At 64.9% G+C, this 14,643-nt stretch carries 12 protein-coding genes and 3 pseudogenes; 10 read left to right on the forward strand and 5 right to left on the reverse strand.

The window, feature by feature from the left end; genetic code table 11:
• Positions 1 to 6: 6 nt before the first annotated feature.
• The 4 genes from RMCB_RS18060 to RMCB_RS18075 are packed head-to-tail and all read left to right on the forward strand — an operon-like array spanning position 7 to position 4,289.
• Positions 7 to 1,044 (forward strand): ABC transporter substrate-binding protein, encoded by a 1,038-nt coding sequence (locus RMCB_RS18060; RefSeq protein WP_029369960.1) that lies wholly within the window; start codon positions 7 to 9, stop codon positions 1,042 to 1,044.
• A complete protein-coding gene (locus RMCB_RS18065) occupies positions 1,041 to 2,384 on the forward strand; it encodes an LLM class flavin-dependent oxidoreductase (protein ID WP_029369961.1) in 1,344 nt (447 codons plus the stop codon). Before RMCB_RS18060 ends, RMCB_RS18065 begins: the two co-directional genes overlap by 4 nt.
• A complete protein-coding gene (locus RMCB_RS18070; protein WP_062829883.1) occupies positions 2,377 to 3,960 on the forward strand; it encodes an FAD-dependent oxidoreductase in 1,584 nt (527 codons plus the stop codon). Before RMCB_RS18065 ends, RMCB_RS18070 begins: the two co-directional genes overlap by 8 nt.
• Positions 3,957 to 4,289: a 4Fe-4S dicluster domain-containing protein gene (locus RMCB_RS18075; protein WP_029369963.1), complete on the forward strand. Its 333-nt coding sequence runs from the start codon at positions 3,957 to 3,959 to the stop codon at positions 4,287 to 4,289. The genes RMCB_RS18070 and RMCB_RS18075 overlap by 4 nt, the downstream gene beginning before the upstream one ends.
• Positions 4,290 to 4,357: 68 nt before the next feature.
• Here RMCB_RS18075 and RMCB_RS18080 read toward each other — a convergent pair whose 3' ends face one another.
• Positions 4,358 to 4,822, reverse strand: a complete 465-nt coding sequence (locus RMCB_RS18080) for a nuclear transport factor 2 family protein (RefSeq protein ID WP_029369964.1) — start codon at positions 4,820 to 4,822, stop codon at positions 4,358 to 4,360.
• Entirely contained in the window at positions 4,819 to 6,297 is a 1,479-nt protein-coding gene (locus RMCB_RS18085) for a purine-cytosine permease family protein (protein ID WP_062829898.1), read from the reverse strand. Before RMCB_RS18085 ends, RMCB_RS18080 begins: the two co-directional genes overlap by 4 nt.
• Positions 6,298 to 6,427: 130 nt before the next feature.
• Here RMCB_RS18085 and RMCB_RS18090 point away from each other — a divergent pair, with 130 nt between their 5' ends.
• On the forward strand, positions 6,428 to 7,918 hold the full coding sequence (locus tag RMCB_RS18090; RefSeq protein WP_062829884.1) for a PucR family transcriptional regulator: 1,491 nt from the start codon (positions 6,428 to 6,430) through the stop codon (positions 7,916 to 7,918).
• A 65-nt stretch (positions 7,919 to 7,983) separates the two neighbouring features.
• Here RMCB_RS18090 and RMCB_RS18095 read toward each other — a convergent pair whose 3' ends face one another.
• Together RMCB_RS18095 and RMCB_RS18100 are read right to left on the reverse strand one after the other, a co-directional pair.
• Positions 7,984 to 8,595, reverse strand: coding sequence for a DUF305 domain-containing protein (locus RMCB_RS18095; protein ID WP_062829885.1), 612 nt, complete (start codon positions 8,593 to 8,595; stop codon positions 7,984 to 7,986).
• A 20-nt stretch (positions 8,596 to 8,615) separates the two neighbouring features.
• Positions 8,616 to 10,121 (reverse strand): M28 family metallopeptidase, encoded by a 1,506-nt coding sequence (locus RMCB_RS18100; RefSeq protein ID WP_062829886.1) that lies wholly within the window; start codon positions 10,119 to 10,121, stop codon positions 8,616 to 8,618.
• Between the two features lie 974 nt (positions 10,122 to 11,095).
• Here RMCB_RS18100 and RMCB_RS36905 point away from each other — a divergent pair.
• Positions 11,096 to 11,462 (forward strand): annotated as a pseudogene (locus RMCB_RS36905) (hypothetical protein); the annotation flags it as partial.
• An 8-nt stretch (positions 11,463 to 11,470) separates the two neighbouring features.
• On the opposite strand, the pseudogene RMCB_RS36910 reads toward RMCB_RS36905, so the two are convergent.
• Positions 11,471 to 11,587: pseudogene (locus tag RMCB_RS36910) on the reverse strand (AsnC family protein); the annotation flags it as partial.
• Between the two features lie 98 nt (positions 11,588 to 11,685).
• On the opposite strand from RMCB_RS36910, the gene RMCB_RS18110 reads away from it, so the two are divergent.
• The 4 genes and pseudogenes from RMCB_RS18110 to RMCB_RS36610 all read left to right on the forward strand — a co-directional run bounded on the left by RMCB_RS18110 (position 11,686) and on the right by RMCB_RS36610 (position 14,430).
• Positions 11,686 to 12,435 carry an SDR family oxidoreductase gene (locus RMCB_RS18110; protein WP_062829888.1) on the forward strand — a complete coding sequence of 250 codons (750 nt, stop codon included), beginning with the start codon at positions 11,686 to 11,688 and terminating at the stop codon, positions 12,433 to 12,435.
• Positions 12,436 to 12,447: 12 nt separating this feature from the next.
• The gene (locus RMCB_RS18115) at positions 12,448 to 12,663 is read left to right on the forward strand and encodes a hypothetical protein (RefSeq protein ID WP_062829889.1); all 216 of its coding nucleotides are present in this window, start codon (positions 12,448 to 12,450) and stop codon (positions 12,661 to 12,663) included.
• A complete protein-coding gene (locus RMCB_RS18120; RefSeq protein ID WP_062829890.1) occupies positions 12,660 to 13,493 on the forward strand; it encodes an alpha/beta fold hydrolase in 834 nt (277 codons plus the stop codon). Before RMCB_RS18115 ends, RMCB_RS18120 begins: the two co-directional genes overlap by 4 nt.
• A gap of 314 nt (positions 13,494 to 13,807) precedes the next feature.
• Positions 13,808 to 14,430 (forward strand): annotated as a pseudogene (locus RMCB_RS36610) (SDR family NAD(P)-dependent oxidoreductase).
• Positions 14,431 to 14,643 lie beyond the last annotated feature (213 nt).

The raw sequence follows: 14,643 nt of genomic DNA on the forward strand, positions 1-14,643 counted from the left end.
GAGTCTGTGTCTCACAAAGGTCTTCGAATATTTGGCGCCGCCGTGTTGCTTGCCGCGGCAAGCGTGCTCGGCGCGTGCTCATCGTCGCACGAGAAGACTCCTCTGGCCGGTACGTCCGCAGCGAACGAACACCCCGACTGGGGTCAATTCACGTTCACGCTCGGCGACAACGGTGGCGACGGCAGCGAAGAGCTGGCGAAAGTGACGGGCGCCTTCGATGACGCGCCGTACAAGGTCAAGTTCGCACGCTTCGACTTCGGGCCCCCGCTGGTACAGGCAACCGCCACCGGCGATATCGACCTGGGCTATGTCGGCGACGTGCCGCCGATCACCGGGGCCGCTCAGCAGTACGGCTTCAAGGTTGTGGCCGTCCAGCGCGGGGCGGACCAGAGCAAGGCCGCCGAGAACATCATCGTGCCGAAGGGCTCGCCGATTCGTTCGTTGGCTGATCTCAAGGGCAAGAAACTCGCCATCCCGCAAGGCAGTTCGGCGCATGGACTCGCATTGCTGGCGCTGAAAAGCGTGGGCCTGACGCCCAAGGACGTCGAACTGGTCTACCTGAGCCCGGCCGCAGGTGCGTCGGCGTTCAACACCGGCAAGGTCGACGCATGGTCGATCTGGAATCCCCAGTCTGCCATCGCGATCAAAGATGGAGCGACGGTCATCGCCAAGGGCGTTCCGCCGATCGACCAGGTCAACAACTACTACGTCGCCACAGACAAGTCACTGGGTGACCCGGTACGGCGCGCGGCGCTCGCCGACGTGCTCACCCGCGTCGCGCGGATATTCAATTGGGCCCAACAGCATCCCGATGAATACGCGAAAGCCATCGCGAAGGAGACCGGGGTGCCCCTCGATGACGCGAGGACCACCGTCGACTCCTACCCGTTCAAGGTCACTCAGGTATTGCCGGAGGACGTCAAGGCGCAACAGGCGCTCAGCGACGCGTTCTTCGACGCCGGCGAGATCAAGAAGAAGGTCGATGTCACCACCATCACCGACAACCTTCTTCCCGAAGGCTTCGACAGCACGAGGCTGTCATGACCGGCGCGGGCGCCGGGCGGCGCGAACTGCATCTCAATGCCTTCGTGATGGAGGCGGGTCACCACGAGGCGGCTTGGCGACTGCCCGAGAGCAATGCGCGGGCCGACTTCGATCTGCCGCACTGGATCGACTTGGCCCGCCGCGCCGAGGAAGCGAAGTTCGACTCGCTGTTCCTCGCGGACGGTCCTGCACTCACCGGTACCGGGGAGTTCCGGCCACCGGGCCAACTGGAACCGCTGACCCTGCTGACGGCGTTGTCTCAGCACACCAGCAGCATCGGTCTGATCGCGACGGTCTCCTCGACGTACAACGATCCCTACAATTTGGCGCGGCGGTTGGCATCGGTGGATCACGTCAGTGGCGGCCGGGCCGGGTGGAACATCGTCACCTCGGCGGGCGCTGACGAGGCAGCCAACTTCGGGCTGGAGGACCGCCCGAGTCACGCGCAGCGTTACGCGCGTGCCGACGAATTCCTTGAGGTCGCGAAATGGCTCTGGGACAGCTGGGAATCCGAGGCCATCATCGCCGACAAGGCGTCGGGCCGCTACGCCGATCCTGATCGCTTGCACACCGTCGGTCACGAGGGTCCCTTCTTCAAGGTAGCGGGTCCGCTCAACGTGGAACGGCCCCCGCAGGGCTACCCGGTGTTGGTCCAGGCAGGATCGTCGGAGGACGGCAAGAGTTTCGCCGCCCGTCACGCCGAGGCGATCTTCACCGCGCATCAGACCTACGACCGTGCCGCCGACTTCTACGGCGACATCAAAGCGCGCACCGCAGCCGCCGGCCGTGACCCCGACGGTGTGCTGGTGCTGCCAGGGATCGTGCCGTTCATCGGTTCGACCGAAGCCGAAGCACGCGAACTGGCCCAACGATTCGATGATCTGCGGCTGCCGGAGTACGGCCTGACCCAGCTGGCGTGGAACTTCGAAACCGACCCGTCGGTGTTCGAACTGGACGAACCGCTGCCCGACCACATTCTCGCGCGGCCGAAACTTCAAGGATCGCAAAGCCGTTCGGATCTGATCATCGAAATGGCGCAGCGTGAGAACCTGACGGTACGGCAGATCCTCTCACGCCTCGGCGGCGGCCGCGGGCACTTCACCTTCGTCGGGACACCTGATCAGGCGGTCGACACGATCGTGGCCTGGTTCGAAGGCGGTGCCGCTGACGGGTTCAACATCATGGCACCCGCACTGCCGTCCGGCCTCGAGACCTTCATCGACCAGGTCCTGCCGATCCTGCGCCACAAAGGCCTGTTCCGGGAGGACTACCAGGGCACCACCCTGCGCGAACACTACGGTTTGCCGTTGCCCGTCAATCAATTCCGACGTCATGGCTGACGCCGAAACTGTGACGACCGACGTCCTGGTCGTCGGTGGCGGGCCCGCGGGCACATGGGCGGCGATCAAAGCGGCGCAAGCCGGCGTCGACGTCGTGCTGGTGGACAAGGGCTATACCGGGGCCAGCGGCGCCACCGCGTCGGTCGGCACCGGTGTGTGGTACGTCGCCGACGCGCCCGAATTGCGCGAGGCCGCGATGGCCAGCCGAGAAGCCCTTGGCGGTCATCTGGCTGACCGCGGTTGGATGGCAAGGGTTCTGGACGAGACGCACGCCCGGATGGACGAGCTCGCCGATGTGCAGCGCTATCCGTTCCCGGTGGACTCGGCCGGCCGTTCCCTGCGTGACGATCTGCAGGGGCCTGAGTACATGCGGCGCCAGCGCACCCGCGTGCAGCGGCTCGGCGTCCGTATCCTCGATCACACGCCGGCGCTGGAACTCCTCGTCGACGACGAAGGTGTGGTCTCGGGCGCCGTTGCCGTGCACCGCAAGTCGGGCAGATATGTCCGCATCGAAGCCGCAGCGGTGGTTCTCGCCGCCGGCGGGTGCGCCTTCCAGTCCAAGACCATGGGCTGTGACGTCGACACCGGCGACGGTGCTCTGATGGCGGTCGAGGCAGGCGCAACGCTATCGGGTATGGAGTTCTCCAACGCCTACGCGATCGCCGTCAAGGGCACATCGCTGACCAAGACCGCCTACTACTCCTGGGCGACCTTCTACCATGCCGACAAGACCGTATTGGAAGGGGCGGGCAGCACCACAGGACGATCCGTCATCGCCAAAACCCTCCTGTCGGAACCGGTGTACGCCAGGATCGACCGCGCCACCGACGCCGAGCAGATCGCGATGCGAAGGGGCCAGCCGAACTTCTTCATCGTCTTCGACCGGTTGGGCATCAATCCCTTCACCGACTACTTCGAGATCACGCTGCTCGCCGAAGGCACGGTGCGCGGCACCGGCGGTGTCCGAGTCGCCGACTACGACTGCTCCAGCGATGTCCCCGGACTGTTCGTGGCGGGTGACACCGCGACACGCGAGCTCGTCTGCGGTGGATTCACCGGCGGCGGCAGCCACAACGCGGCGTGGGCGGCGTCTTCGGGAAGCTGGGCCGGACAAGGTGCAGCGGCGTTCGCCGCCCGTCGCGGGCGACCGCGCACAGCGCTACGACGCACCGGAGACGCAGGCCTGCGGCCCACCGGGAGAGCGAACCTCGATCATCGGGAGGTCGTGGCAGAGGTGCAGCGCCAAGTCCTGCCATACGACCTGAACTATCTGCGTCACGCGGACCGTATGGCACCGGCACTGGAATCCCTGCACCTGGCCTGGTCGGCAGTTCGCGACGGGCTGGCAGGCGTCGGCGAAAATGCCTTCCGGGCACGGGAAGCGGCGGCGATGGTCGCACATGCGCGGTGGATGTACTCAGCCGCGCTGAAGCGCAGCGAAACCCGCGGCATGCACAAGCGCTTGGACCATCCTGTCCTGGACCCATCCCAACAACATCGGCTCATCATCGGCGGTCTCGATGACATCTGGACCCGCCCAGAACCGCTGGCATCGGTCGGGGGACAGGCAGCGTGATCGAGATCGTCGACGAGGATCGATGCATCGCCTGCGATCGCTGCATCGATGTATGCCCGACGCGCGTGTTCGACCGGGGCGCGGACGGAATCCCGGTGATCGCTCGACACGACAGCTGCCAGACGTGTTTTCAGTGCGAGGCGTACTGCCCGACCGACGCGCTGTTCGTCGCTCCGCTGGTGGTACCGGCCCCCGCCGACTCCCCGTTCCGAGACGCCGCTGCATTGGCGGCGGCGGGACTGCTTGGCGGATACCGCCGCGAACTCGGTTGGGGAGGGGGTCGTGCGCTCGGCGCGCGCACAGCGGTCGGACCGCCGTTTCCCGGGTGACCCTACGCGCGCGAGCGCATAGGGGGCTCTCCCACAACGTGTTTCATTGCGGACATGGGGGATAGGTCTCAACGACCGGACAGGTGTTCGTGCACTGCGAGCCACCCTCCGCCTGATCTGGCGAAGACGATGGTTTCGCGTTCCGACGTCGTGGTCCGGATCGGAGCCCGTGGCCCGTCAGTGTTCTCGACGGTGGTGACGACGTCATGGGTGAACACCGCGCATTCGCCGTACACATCGACCCGGCGGTTCGACGACTGGCAGTCGATGACTCTGAATCCGGAATCACGCTCCCAGCTCCGCCACAGGTCACGGTAGTCCGCGACTGATTCCAGCCGCTCCGGGTGGGTGTGGAACACGAAGCTCGCGTCGGGCCGGAACGCCGCGAAATACCGCTCGACGTCGTGGTGTCCGAAGGCCGCGATCAACGCGTCGGCGGCGGCCAGCACGGCTGCCTCCTCGGTGTGCCGCGGTCGCATCGTGTCGTCGACGGATCCGGTCGAAGCTTCCGAGCTCTCGATTTGTTCGGTCACTGCTCTTCTTCCGCAATCGTTTCCGCAATGTCTTCGACGCTGGCCGGATCGGCGAGCTGGGGATGGGACTCGATCATTGCCAGCTCGTCGGACACGTCCAACGAACGGGTGAGGGCGATGTAGACCACGCCGGACACCAGCAGGCCGATGATGAACGCGATGTCGACTTCGCCCATCGCCTTGGCTGCCGGACCGACGAAGAACGGCAGGTCGACGAAGGGAATCTCGGCCAGCACGCCCGCGGTGAACGCGATCAACCCGCGCCACGACCATGCGCCGTAAATCCCGCTGGGCGTGAACAAGTCGGCGATCGCGTAGTGCCCGCGCCGGACGAAGAAGTAGTCGGTCAGGTTGACCGCCGTCCACGGCGACAGCAGGTACAGCATGATCAGCAGGGTGGTGTTCAGCGCGCTGGTGGCGTTGGTCAGCAGCAGGCTCATCACCAGCCACGCCACCGCCAGCACGACGATCGTCACCACCCGCAGTTGCCGGGTTGGTTTGACCGATTTGAGTGAGTCAATCGCCGTCACCACGGTCAGCATGCCGCTGTAAGCGTTCAACCCCATGGTCGCCACCAACACCAGCGCCGACACGATCGCCAGCACCGAACCGAGATAGGACACCACATCGTTGCCGGTCTCGTTGATGCCTGCCAACGCGTCGCTGGCGCCCAGATACGTTGCCATCCACGCGCCCAACGGGATCAACCATGCCGGCGATGCGGAGGCGCCGATGAACACCGACGAGATGATCGACGACGGCTTGGTATCCCGCGGCAGGTAGCGGCTGTAGTCGGACACATAGGGTGCGTAGGTGATGTTGTAGGACGCCGCGACGCTGAACTGGACCAGGAAGGCGACGAAGGTGAATCCTCCGGTGGTCGCAGCCGATCCGGTGACACCGCCGAGCAGGACGCCGCAGGTCAATACCACCCACAGCGGCAACGACACCCAGAACAGAATGCGGAATGTCTTGTGCAGCAGGTCATGTCCAAAGATCGCGACCAGTGCCGCGATAACCGTGATCACCACGGCGACGACGACCGGGTTCCAGCCGAAGATGGACTGCAGACCGGACTTGATGATCACCACGTCCACGACGTTGAATCCGACGAAGGTGAACAGCGTGCCGACCAGGGGCAGCAACACACCCCGGTAGCCGAACTGTGCGCGCGACTGGATCATCTGAGGCAGGCCGAGCACCGGACCCTGGGTCGCGTGAAAAGCCATGAACAGCGTGCCGAAGGCGATACCAGCCAGGCCGGCGACGATCGTCCACCACAGGGACAATCCCAGGCTGGGGCCGACGAAGCCGACCGCCAAGGTGAACGGTTGGAAGTTGCCGACGAACCAGAACGGTCCCTGATGGCTGACCTTGCCGTGGCGTTCATCGTCGGGGACGTAGTCGATCGACCGGGTTTCGACGAGCGCAGAGGTTCGACCGCCGACATCGCTCGACTGGGGGGCGGTAGTCAAGGGACCTCCAATGGGGCTGTAGCAGTGATGCGTATCACCCTGCGGGATCAGCCAGGCGGAAGCCATAGCAAAATTGTTCAAAACCAACATTATGGTTGGATGAAATGTACAGTGCATCGGTGATACCGCGATGATCACCGTGGCCGACGTCGTCGCCGACACGACCCTGAATCTGCAGGTGGTGACCGGTGGTGACCACCTGGATCGCGAGGTGACCTCGGCCCACGTCTCCGAACTCACCTCGCCCGGGGACTGGCTGCGCGGCGGTGAACTGCTGATGACCGTCGGACTGCTGCTGCCGATGAACCCAGTCGACTGCCAGCGGTATCTGGCCGAATGCGCGCAGGCCGGGGTCTCGGCTGTCGCGCTGGGACTGGGCCACGATTTGCCCTATCAGGACTGCCCCGAACCGCTGCGGATCGCCGCGGAGCAATTCGAGGTTCCGTTGTTGACGGTCCCGGACGAGACACCGTTCATCGCCATCACGAAATGGGTGTTCGACGTGATCGCCCGGCAGGAACACCACGAGCTGCAGGCCGCGATCGAGATCAACAAGAAACTCACGGGGGTGGCCACCCGCTCGGCACCGCTGCCCGCGCTGTTGGCGGCGTGGTCGACGACCAGCGATACGCCGTGCGTCGTGTGCGACGGCGCCGGCCAACTGATCGCGGCGACCCCGGGCACCCCGGCGTCGGTGGTCGAACAAGCAGTGGAGGCCGCCGGAATGGCGCGCGCCGCCGGGACTGAGTGGTCGATGCGCGGTGAGTTCGAGGTGCACACCGTCGGGGCCCGCGTTCCATCGGCCTACATCGTGCTCGGTGCCGCGATGGACACCAGAACACGGGCGTCCTCCACGGTGCTGGTTGCGCTCGCCGCCCTCGATATCGAACGCCGCCATCTGGCCGGCCGGGCCGAACGCCAGCGTCGCTCACAGGTTTTCGCACAGCTGCTGCGGCCAGGGATCAAGGCCGAGCGCGCCAGGCACCTCGCCGCCGACGTCGGCCTGGCTGCCGGCCAATGCCACGTCGCCGTTGTCGACGCGGGCGATGCGGACCGCGCCGAGTCGCTGATGCTGCAGTTGGAGGCGAGCCTGCCCGACGCCCTGGTGCTGATGCGCGGCGACGTCGTCGAGATCGCGCACCCTGAGCTTGCGGTGCTCACCGAGAGGTTGAAGACCTACGCGCCTGGACTGCGGACCGGGGTGGGCTCGTCCGTCGGATTCGACGCTTTCGCCCTGTCGGCCATGCAGGCACGGTCTCTGCTGCCGGTCAGCGCACGACTGGGCCGCATCGTGACGGCCAACGAAGGCGAAACCGTGTCGCTGCTGCTGTCGATGGGCAGCGCCGACGCCGTGCGCGGATTCTCCGACGCCGTATTGGCGCCACTGGATCAACTCGATCCCAACGAGCGGTTGGAACTGCTGCGCACGCTCGATCAGTGGCTGACAGTGAACGGGGCCTGGGATCAAGCGGCGGCCCGGTTGTCCTTGCACCGCAACACTGTCCGTAATCGGATCGAACGGATCGCGCGGCTCACGGGCAGGCGAATGGATGACGGTGACGACCGGATGGGGCTGTGGCTGGCACTCAAGGCCCGCACAGCGCTTGGACTCACTTCGTAAGCGCCGCAATCGAGCTCGGGGCAATCGCAGAAGGCCATCTGCGCAGCTTCAGGCCGCCGTGCCCGTCATTCAGACGCGCTGATCAGGTGAGTCATGGTGGAGATTTCCCGCTGCTGTGCTTCGACGATCAGCGTGGCCACATGGATCGCGTCGGCGCTCTGCCCGTGGGCGATCTCGTCTTGTGCCATGCTCACCGCACCCTGATGATGGCCGATCATCGACCGGGCCCACAGCGTGTCAAACGCCGCACCGTCGAGGGACTTGAGGTGCTCGAGGGCGCCCTGGTCGACCATGCCGGTCATCATGGGCATAGCCTCGTGGTCGGCGTGGCCTCCGCCGGCCGGGTGTGCATCCTCATGCCATTGCGCGAGAAGCTGATTGAGCGTTGCGATCTCGGCTTGCTGGTCGGCGCCGATGTGGGCCGCGATCACTCTCAAATCGTGGTTGGTGCTGCGATCGGGGACCATCGCGGCCAGTTCGACACCCTGCTGATGGTGCGGGATCATGTTGCGTGCGAAAGCCACGTCGGCGGCGTTGTGAGGAGCGGGCGTCCCACTCGTGGCGGTGCCGGATTCACTGTGGCCGGCGTGCGGGTCCGGTGCCGAGTGCCCACACGACGTCGCGGCGATGATGATCAGCACCAGCGCAGCGACGAGGCTCACCGCTGTGGACGACATGCCCCGGCGTTCCCGGCTTTTCATGGCTTGGAAACGGAGTGACGGGTGCGGTCGTCGTGGATCGGCAGTCCGTTGCGGCCGCTGAGATCCTGGGCGTAGAGCGCCACCGCATAGGCGGTTCCGCCGCCATTGATGTTCAGTGCGAACCGGTCGATGTGCTCGAGGGTGTCTGTTTTCTGGTGATAGTTCGGGTCATACGGTTGGTCGGCTGTGCCACCCCACAGCCCGGCCTGCTCGGGTGTCTTCTTGCCCTCGGCGCCGGAGAAGATGCCGCCGACCGGGATACCTGCCCGGGTGAACCCGTCGTGGTCCGAGCGTCCCTCGAAGGAGACGTCCTGCGCAGTTTCGCCCGCGCTCTTCAGATACTCGACCAGTGTGCGTTCGATACCCGCTGAGCCTTCGGGCACCGGTGGTGGGCCGTGGACAGGGTCGGGCGGTGCGGACTGATCGCCGTCGTAGGTGAAGTAGGCGGGGTTGGGGGAGGCCAGCATGTCGGCGTTCAGGTACAGGGCAATGTCCTTGAGCTCGTCGGTGTTCAGCGACTGCACATAGTTCGCGGAGCCCAGGAGGCCGATCTCCTCGGCACCCCAGAAAGCGAACCGCACCGCGTTGTGGACTGGCGGCGAGCTGCCCATCTGCAGCGCGGTCTCCAGCACGGCGGCCACTCCTGACCCGTTGTCGTTGATTCCCGGACCGGCCGGCACGCTGTCCAGGTGGCCGCCCACCATCACCACGTCGTGGGTGGAACCGGTCTTGGTTTGCGCAAGCACATTTCGCGTTTTCTCGGTTCGGACGCCGGCATTGAGCGTGATGACGGCGGTGTCGGGCCGGGAACGCAGCCGGGCACCATCGGCCTTGCTGACGATGACCACCGGGATGGTGACGTTGGTCTGCTCACCCAGCGTGGCACCCGACTGGTCGTCATCGCGGTTGTTGGCGACGATCAGCGCCGCCGCGCCACGCGCGGCGGCTACCAGTTCTTTGTCGCCGAATGGACACCCGCCCCGGTCGACCAAAACCACGGCGCCTGCGACAGGAAGGCCGTCGTAGTCCGCGGCGGAACATCCGGGGGTGTCTTCGACCCGCGCTGCGACCAGCGGTCCGGTGACTCCCTGCGGCGGTGTGCCGGCGGTGTATTCCAGCGCTCTTGCCTCGACCTTCGACCCGCCGACAGTCACCTCAGGGGTGTCGGCGAACGGAAATCGCAGCTCGAATTCAGGGGTGGCGACGTCAAAGCCTTTGGAACGCAAGGCATCAACTACATATTTGAGGCTGGCGTCGTATCCGGGTGTGCCCACTGCACGATTGCCGGCATTTGCATCCGCGATTTGTTGAAGCTTCGTCAGATGGGCCATCATCGCGTCGACGGTCACCCGCTGGCGAATCGTCGTGGCGAAGTCGGTGGCGATCTGAGCCACGCTCGGTGCCGGCGGCGCGACATCGCCCGCGCCGCCACATGCGCACAACGTCGCCACGGTGACCGCTACGGACAACAGCGCCCCTGATCGCAACGATCGGAATCCCATTGGCCCACGCTAACCCTAGGCGTGGCAGTCCGGGTAGGACGCTGTGCGCTCGCTGCTCGAACGAACGTCGAGACGAGGCGGGGTGGTGTTTTGCTGATGGTCATCCGTAACCGCTGCCGGTTGGTGTCGCTACATATGGGGCGATGGCAGGCGACTCCATGGGGGAGGTGCGGTTCGACCGGCGGCGTTCACCGCGGCAGCGGCGGTGGTCAACGCCGGCTGCCGCTGCGGGCGACATGCGAGACGACCCGGCTGAATTCGAGACGCGAAAAATGCACCGCGACAGCAATATTCGTCACAGTGACGAATATATAGGTGCGATATAAAACCGAGGGGATTGCGGCAATCGCAGAAGGCAATGCCAACCCGCGACGTTTCGACCGTTAATTAACTGCGCATACGAATTTTCCAGGGTCGCAGCCGGAGTGTCGACAGGTAAACGGCAACGGCGGCAGGCCCACATAGCACGCCGACGAGCGCACCGAAAGAGCCTGCAATACAAGCGATACCGCGTCCAAGTCCACCAGCGACAGAACCGTCACTGTGACGTATTTATCGACTCTTTGTCCGGGCACAGGCACCAAGTTCGGCACCCGGCCAGGAAGGCACGAGTGGGCTTTCAGCCGCCGTTGCGCTTGCGCTTTGCGACGCGAAGATCGACCCGCGAACCCGGCGCGTTGCCGAGCGGATCCTTGCCAACCCAGGGCCAGCGCCATGACGCTTATGCGGCTTGCACATGACACAGCCACGAACTCGCTGGATGACGGTTGGGCATCGGATGCTCCCAGGAATGACGACCCGGCCGATCGACGAAGAGATCGACGCGGTGCACACGAGCGCCCACAGATTAGCACTGCTCGGAAATGTACCGATAAGCTACATTATGTCAGGTCGACCACTGCGTATTGCACCAGATGAATCATTGTCCGCTGTTACCGCGCCTCCTGCCGTTTCGCCTGCGGCACAAAGCCTGGCTGGCCACCGAACGGTTCCTCAACCACGCGTGGTGGATCGCGAACCTGCCCTCCTCGCGCACCGGCGCCTCGATCTGGACACCGGCAGCGTTCCGCCGCCGCGGCATCTACCTAGACCGCCACGACCTGACCCACGATGGAGTCACCCCTGTGCCAGACCCACTGTTCGACAGCACCGCACTGCGCCGAGCATTCACCGCACTGGCCGACAAATTCCAGCGCCGCAACACCGTTGGTCACGTCCACGTGTTCGGCGGGCCGCGACGATCCTCGCCTACAAGCCCGACCGAACCGCCACCCGCGACATCGTGCCGTATTCACTCCAGACCGCCCCATGATCGCCGCTGTACGCGAGATCGCCGGCGAGAACCATTGATAGCGCCGGGCGACCGTTTGCTCGGTGGCCCCGACCACGGCGGCGATCCGGCGAAACGACACCCGGGGCGCCAGCTGAAGGGCGTGCAGATTCTGCGCGTCCAGCCGGTCGATCACGAGGAAAGTATGCGCTTTAGTCGGCCAGAATGAGGACTTCTCGCCATTCTCGCCGGAACAGTCGCCATTTCGACGCCGACGCTGCGAGCGTGGAGTGCATGAGCGTGACAGCCAACACCGTATTGGTCACCGGCGGCGGTAGCGGCATCGGCCGCGGTCTCGCCGAAACCCTGCACCGGGCGGGCAACCAGGTCGTGATCGCCGGGCGCCGACAGGCCCCGCTACAAGCCGTCGCCGACGCCAACCCGGGCATCGCATGCCGCCATCTGGATCTGGCAGACCCGGACAGCATCACCCGGTTGGCCGCCGAACTGACCGACACCCACCCCGGGTTGAACGTCCTGGTCAACAACGCGGGCGTCATGCACACCGAGGACCTGCGCACCGGTGCTGCCGCGACCGCGGAGATCGCCCAGACCACGGTGGCGATCAACCTGCTGGGGCCGATACGGCTCACCGCGGCGCTGTTGCCCGCCCTGCTGGCCCGTCCGCAGGCAGCGATCGTCAACGTCACCTCAGCTTTGGCGTTCGTGCCCAAAGCGGCCGCCCCGACCTACTCGGCGACCAAAGCGGGTTTGCACGCCTATACCCAGTCGCTGCGCCGACAACTCCGCCGCACCTCGGTCAAGGTGATCGAGATCATTCCGCCGCGCGTCGAGACCGACATGCTGGCCGGCCAGGACGACGGTACCGACGCGATGTCGTTAGACGCCTTTGTCGCCGAGACGATTTCGCTGTTACACAGCCAACCCGACGCCGAAGAGGTCGTGGTCCATGCCGCCAAGCGGGTGCGATTCGCCGCCCGCGACGGCCACTACGACGACATCTTCGACGCAGTGAACCCCTAAGGAGCGATCACCATGCAGATCGGAATAGGACTGCCCAGCCATATCGCGCACGTGGCGGGGCCGTTGACCGCCCATTGGGCCTGCCGAGCCGAGGGGCGCGGCTTTACCAGCCTGGCCGCGATCAACCGGCTGGTCTATAAAAGCCTCGACGCCATCGTCGCGCTGTCGGTGGCCTGCGTCGCGGATATCGACCAGGTCGACCTCCTCGCCGAAGCGGCTCCGCGATGAGCACCATTGATAACCACGGGATTTCGCTGTACTACGAGTTACATGGAGACCGGGACAACCCGCCCGTGCTGTTGTTATCTGGCCTGGCCGGCGTCGGCGCCAGTTGGAGCAGTCAGATAAGCCGATTCGCGGCTCGCTACTTCGTCATTGTCCCCGACCAACGCGGAACCGGACGGAGCAGCCGGACCGACGTGGGCCACTCGACCGAACAACTCGCCGCAGACATGGCCTGCCTCGTCGACCATCTCGGGGTAGGCCCCACGCACGTCGTCGGAGCCTCGACCGGCGGGGCCATCGCCCAATACATGGCGCTCAACCACCCCCGCACGGTCGCCACGCTGACACTCGTAGCCTCCTTCGCCCGCTTCGACGCCTACCTGCGACGCCAGTTCGCAGCGCGACGCAAGATGGCCGCCGAATGGGGCCGAGAGGCATTGCTGTCGGCCTATTCGGTGTTCTTGTTCTCCCCGACGTTCGCCCGCGACAACCCGGAGAAGGTGTCGGCGTGGATCAAGGGGGCGGCCGCCCTCCCGATGCAGCCGCGCGACACCGAGATCGCACTGCGGCGAATCGACATGATCGCGGCCCACGACACGCTGGATCGGCTCGGGCACATCACGCAGCCGACCCTGGCCATCTGCGGTGAACACGACTTCTGCACACCGCTGCCGCTCTCCCAGGAGATCGCCGCCGCTATCCCCGACGCCAAGTTGGTGATACCCGCCTGCGGTCACTTCGTCGAGCACGAACTCGAAACCCAATTCTTCGACCTCGTCTCCGGATTCATCGAACAGCTCAGAAAGCCTGCCACGAACACGAATTCCGGTTGAGGGCAGTGCAAGAGTCATGCGGCACCCCGGCCACCCGGAGAACCCACGGTAGCCAAGTCAACATCATCTCGGGCTCCTCGTGTTCTATCTCATTTGGTTGACCGGGCGGGCTCTCCACAACATCAGGTGGATTCCGTTGTGTCGCCCCTATCTCAGCGGCCTTGCAGGCTTATGTCGCAATTCGATTGTCTCGATTCCAATCGTTGCAGAAGTCACCACAGACGGCCCGATGCGCCGTCGTTTAGGCTGAGAGCTAACAATCACCGGGGGGTACTCATGGCGTCACCAGATCCGACCGACTCGGTAGCGACATTCTGCAGTGGGAGGCAGCCGTTGACCAGGCCAAGGAACAGTACGGTGGGCTGCACATCCTGATGAACGTGGTCGGAAGCAACGACCTCGTCATGCTGCCCGATGTCGACCTCGAAGCCTGGAACAAGGTCTTCGAAATCAACGTCACCGCCACCATGGTCGGCATACAGACGTGCGCGCCGCTGATCCGGGAACTCGGTGGCGGCTCGATCGTCAATATCGGTTCTGTCGGCGGACTGTGGGGAACATTCTCCACTGCATATTCCTCATCCAAGTGGGCGTTGGAAGGCCTTCACGCTCAGCGGCCTACATCTACGCCGACTGGGGCATCCGCTGCAACGTCATCCAGCCCGGATTCATCGCCACCAAAATGACTGCCCCCATGCACGCCAACCCCGCGATGAAACCGATGATCGACCAGCAGATCAACGACACCGTGGTGCTGCGCCGCATGGGCAAGCCCGAAGAAATCGCCAACACCGCGCTGTTCCTCGCCAGCGACGAATCTTCCTACATCACCGGCACCGACATCGTCGTTGACGGCGGATGGTTCTCCGCCGCGGCGTACCTCACCAACGAAAGGCGCAACCACATGCTCGAAATGATGCAGCAAGCCACGAAATAGGTTCCCCGCCATAGTCGGGGATCCTGAATCGCCCCGGGTTTGGTGCACACCGGTTACTGGTGTGCAGCCTCTGATCGGGCTGTGTTTGGAGCGTAGTGGGCGGTCTCGTACTCGATATGCGGCTCAGGCGGTGCATGAGCCGTTCGGTGTTGTACCAGTGCACCCACTCCGCGGTGAGCAGTTCCACGTCGGTCAGACGGTGCAGCGGGCCCC

The sequence above is a fragment of the Mycolicibacterium brisbanense genome, assembly GCF_001570425.1.
GTDB lineage: Bacteria > Actinomycetota > Actinomycetes > Mycobacteriales > Mycobacteriaceae > Mycobacterium > Mycobacterium brisbanense.

Bases quoted from the DNA above. Each gene is read 5' to 3' on its own strand.
- RMCB_RS18065 (WP_029369961.1), top strand. From the start codon at position 1,041: ATGACCGGCGCGGGCGCCGGGCGGCGCGAACTGCATCTCAATGCCTTC.
- RMCB_RS18070 (WP_062829883.1), top strand. From the start codon at position 2,377: ATGGCTGACGCCGAAACTGTGACGACCGACGTCCTGGTCGTCGGTGGC.
- RMCB_RS18090 (WP_062829884.1), top strand. From the start codon at position 6,428: ATGATCACCGTGGCCGACGTCGTCGCCGACACGACCCTGAATCTGCAG.
- RMCB_RS18095 (WP_062829885.1), bottom strand. From the start codon at position 8,595: ATGTCGTCCACAGCGGTGAGCCTCGTCGCTGCGCTGGTGCTGATCATC.
- RMCB_RS18100 (WP_062829886.1), bottom strand. From the start codon at position 10,121: ATGGGATTCCGATCGTTGCGATCAGGGGCGCTGTTGTCCGTAGCGGTC.
- RMCB_RS18110 (WP_062829888.1), top strand. From the start codon at position 11,686: ATGAGCGTGACAGCCAACACCGTATTGGTCACCGGCGGCGGTAGCGGC.
- RMCB_RS18115 (WP_062829889.1), top strand. From the start codon at position 12,448: ATGCAGATCGGAATAGGACTGCCCAGCCATATCGCGCACGTGGCGGGG.
- RMCB_RS18120 (WP_062829890.1), top strand. From the start codon at position 12,660: ATGAGCACCATTGATAACCACGGGATTTCGCTGTACTACGAGTTACAT.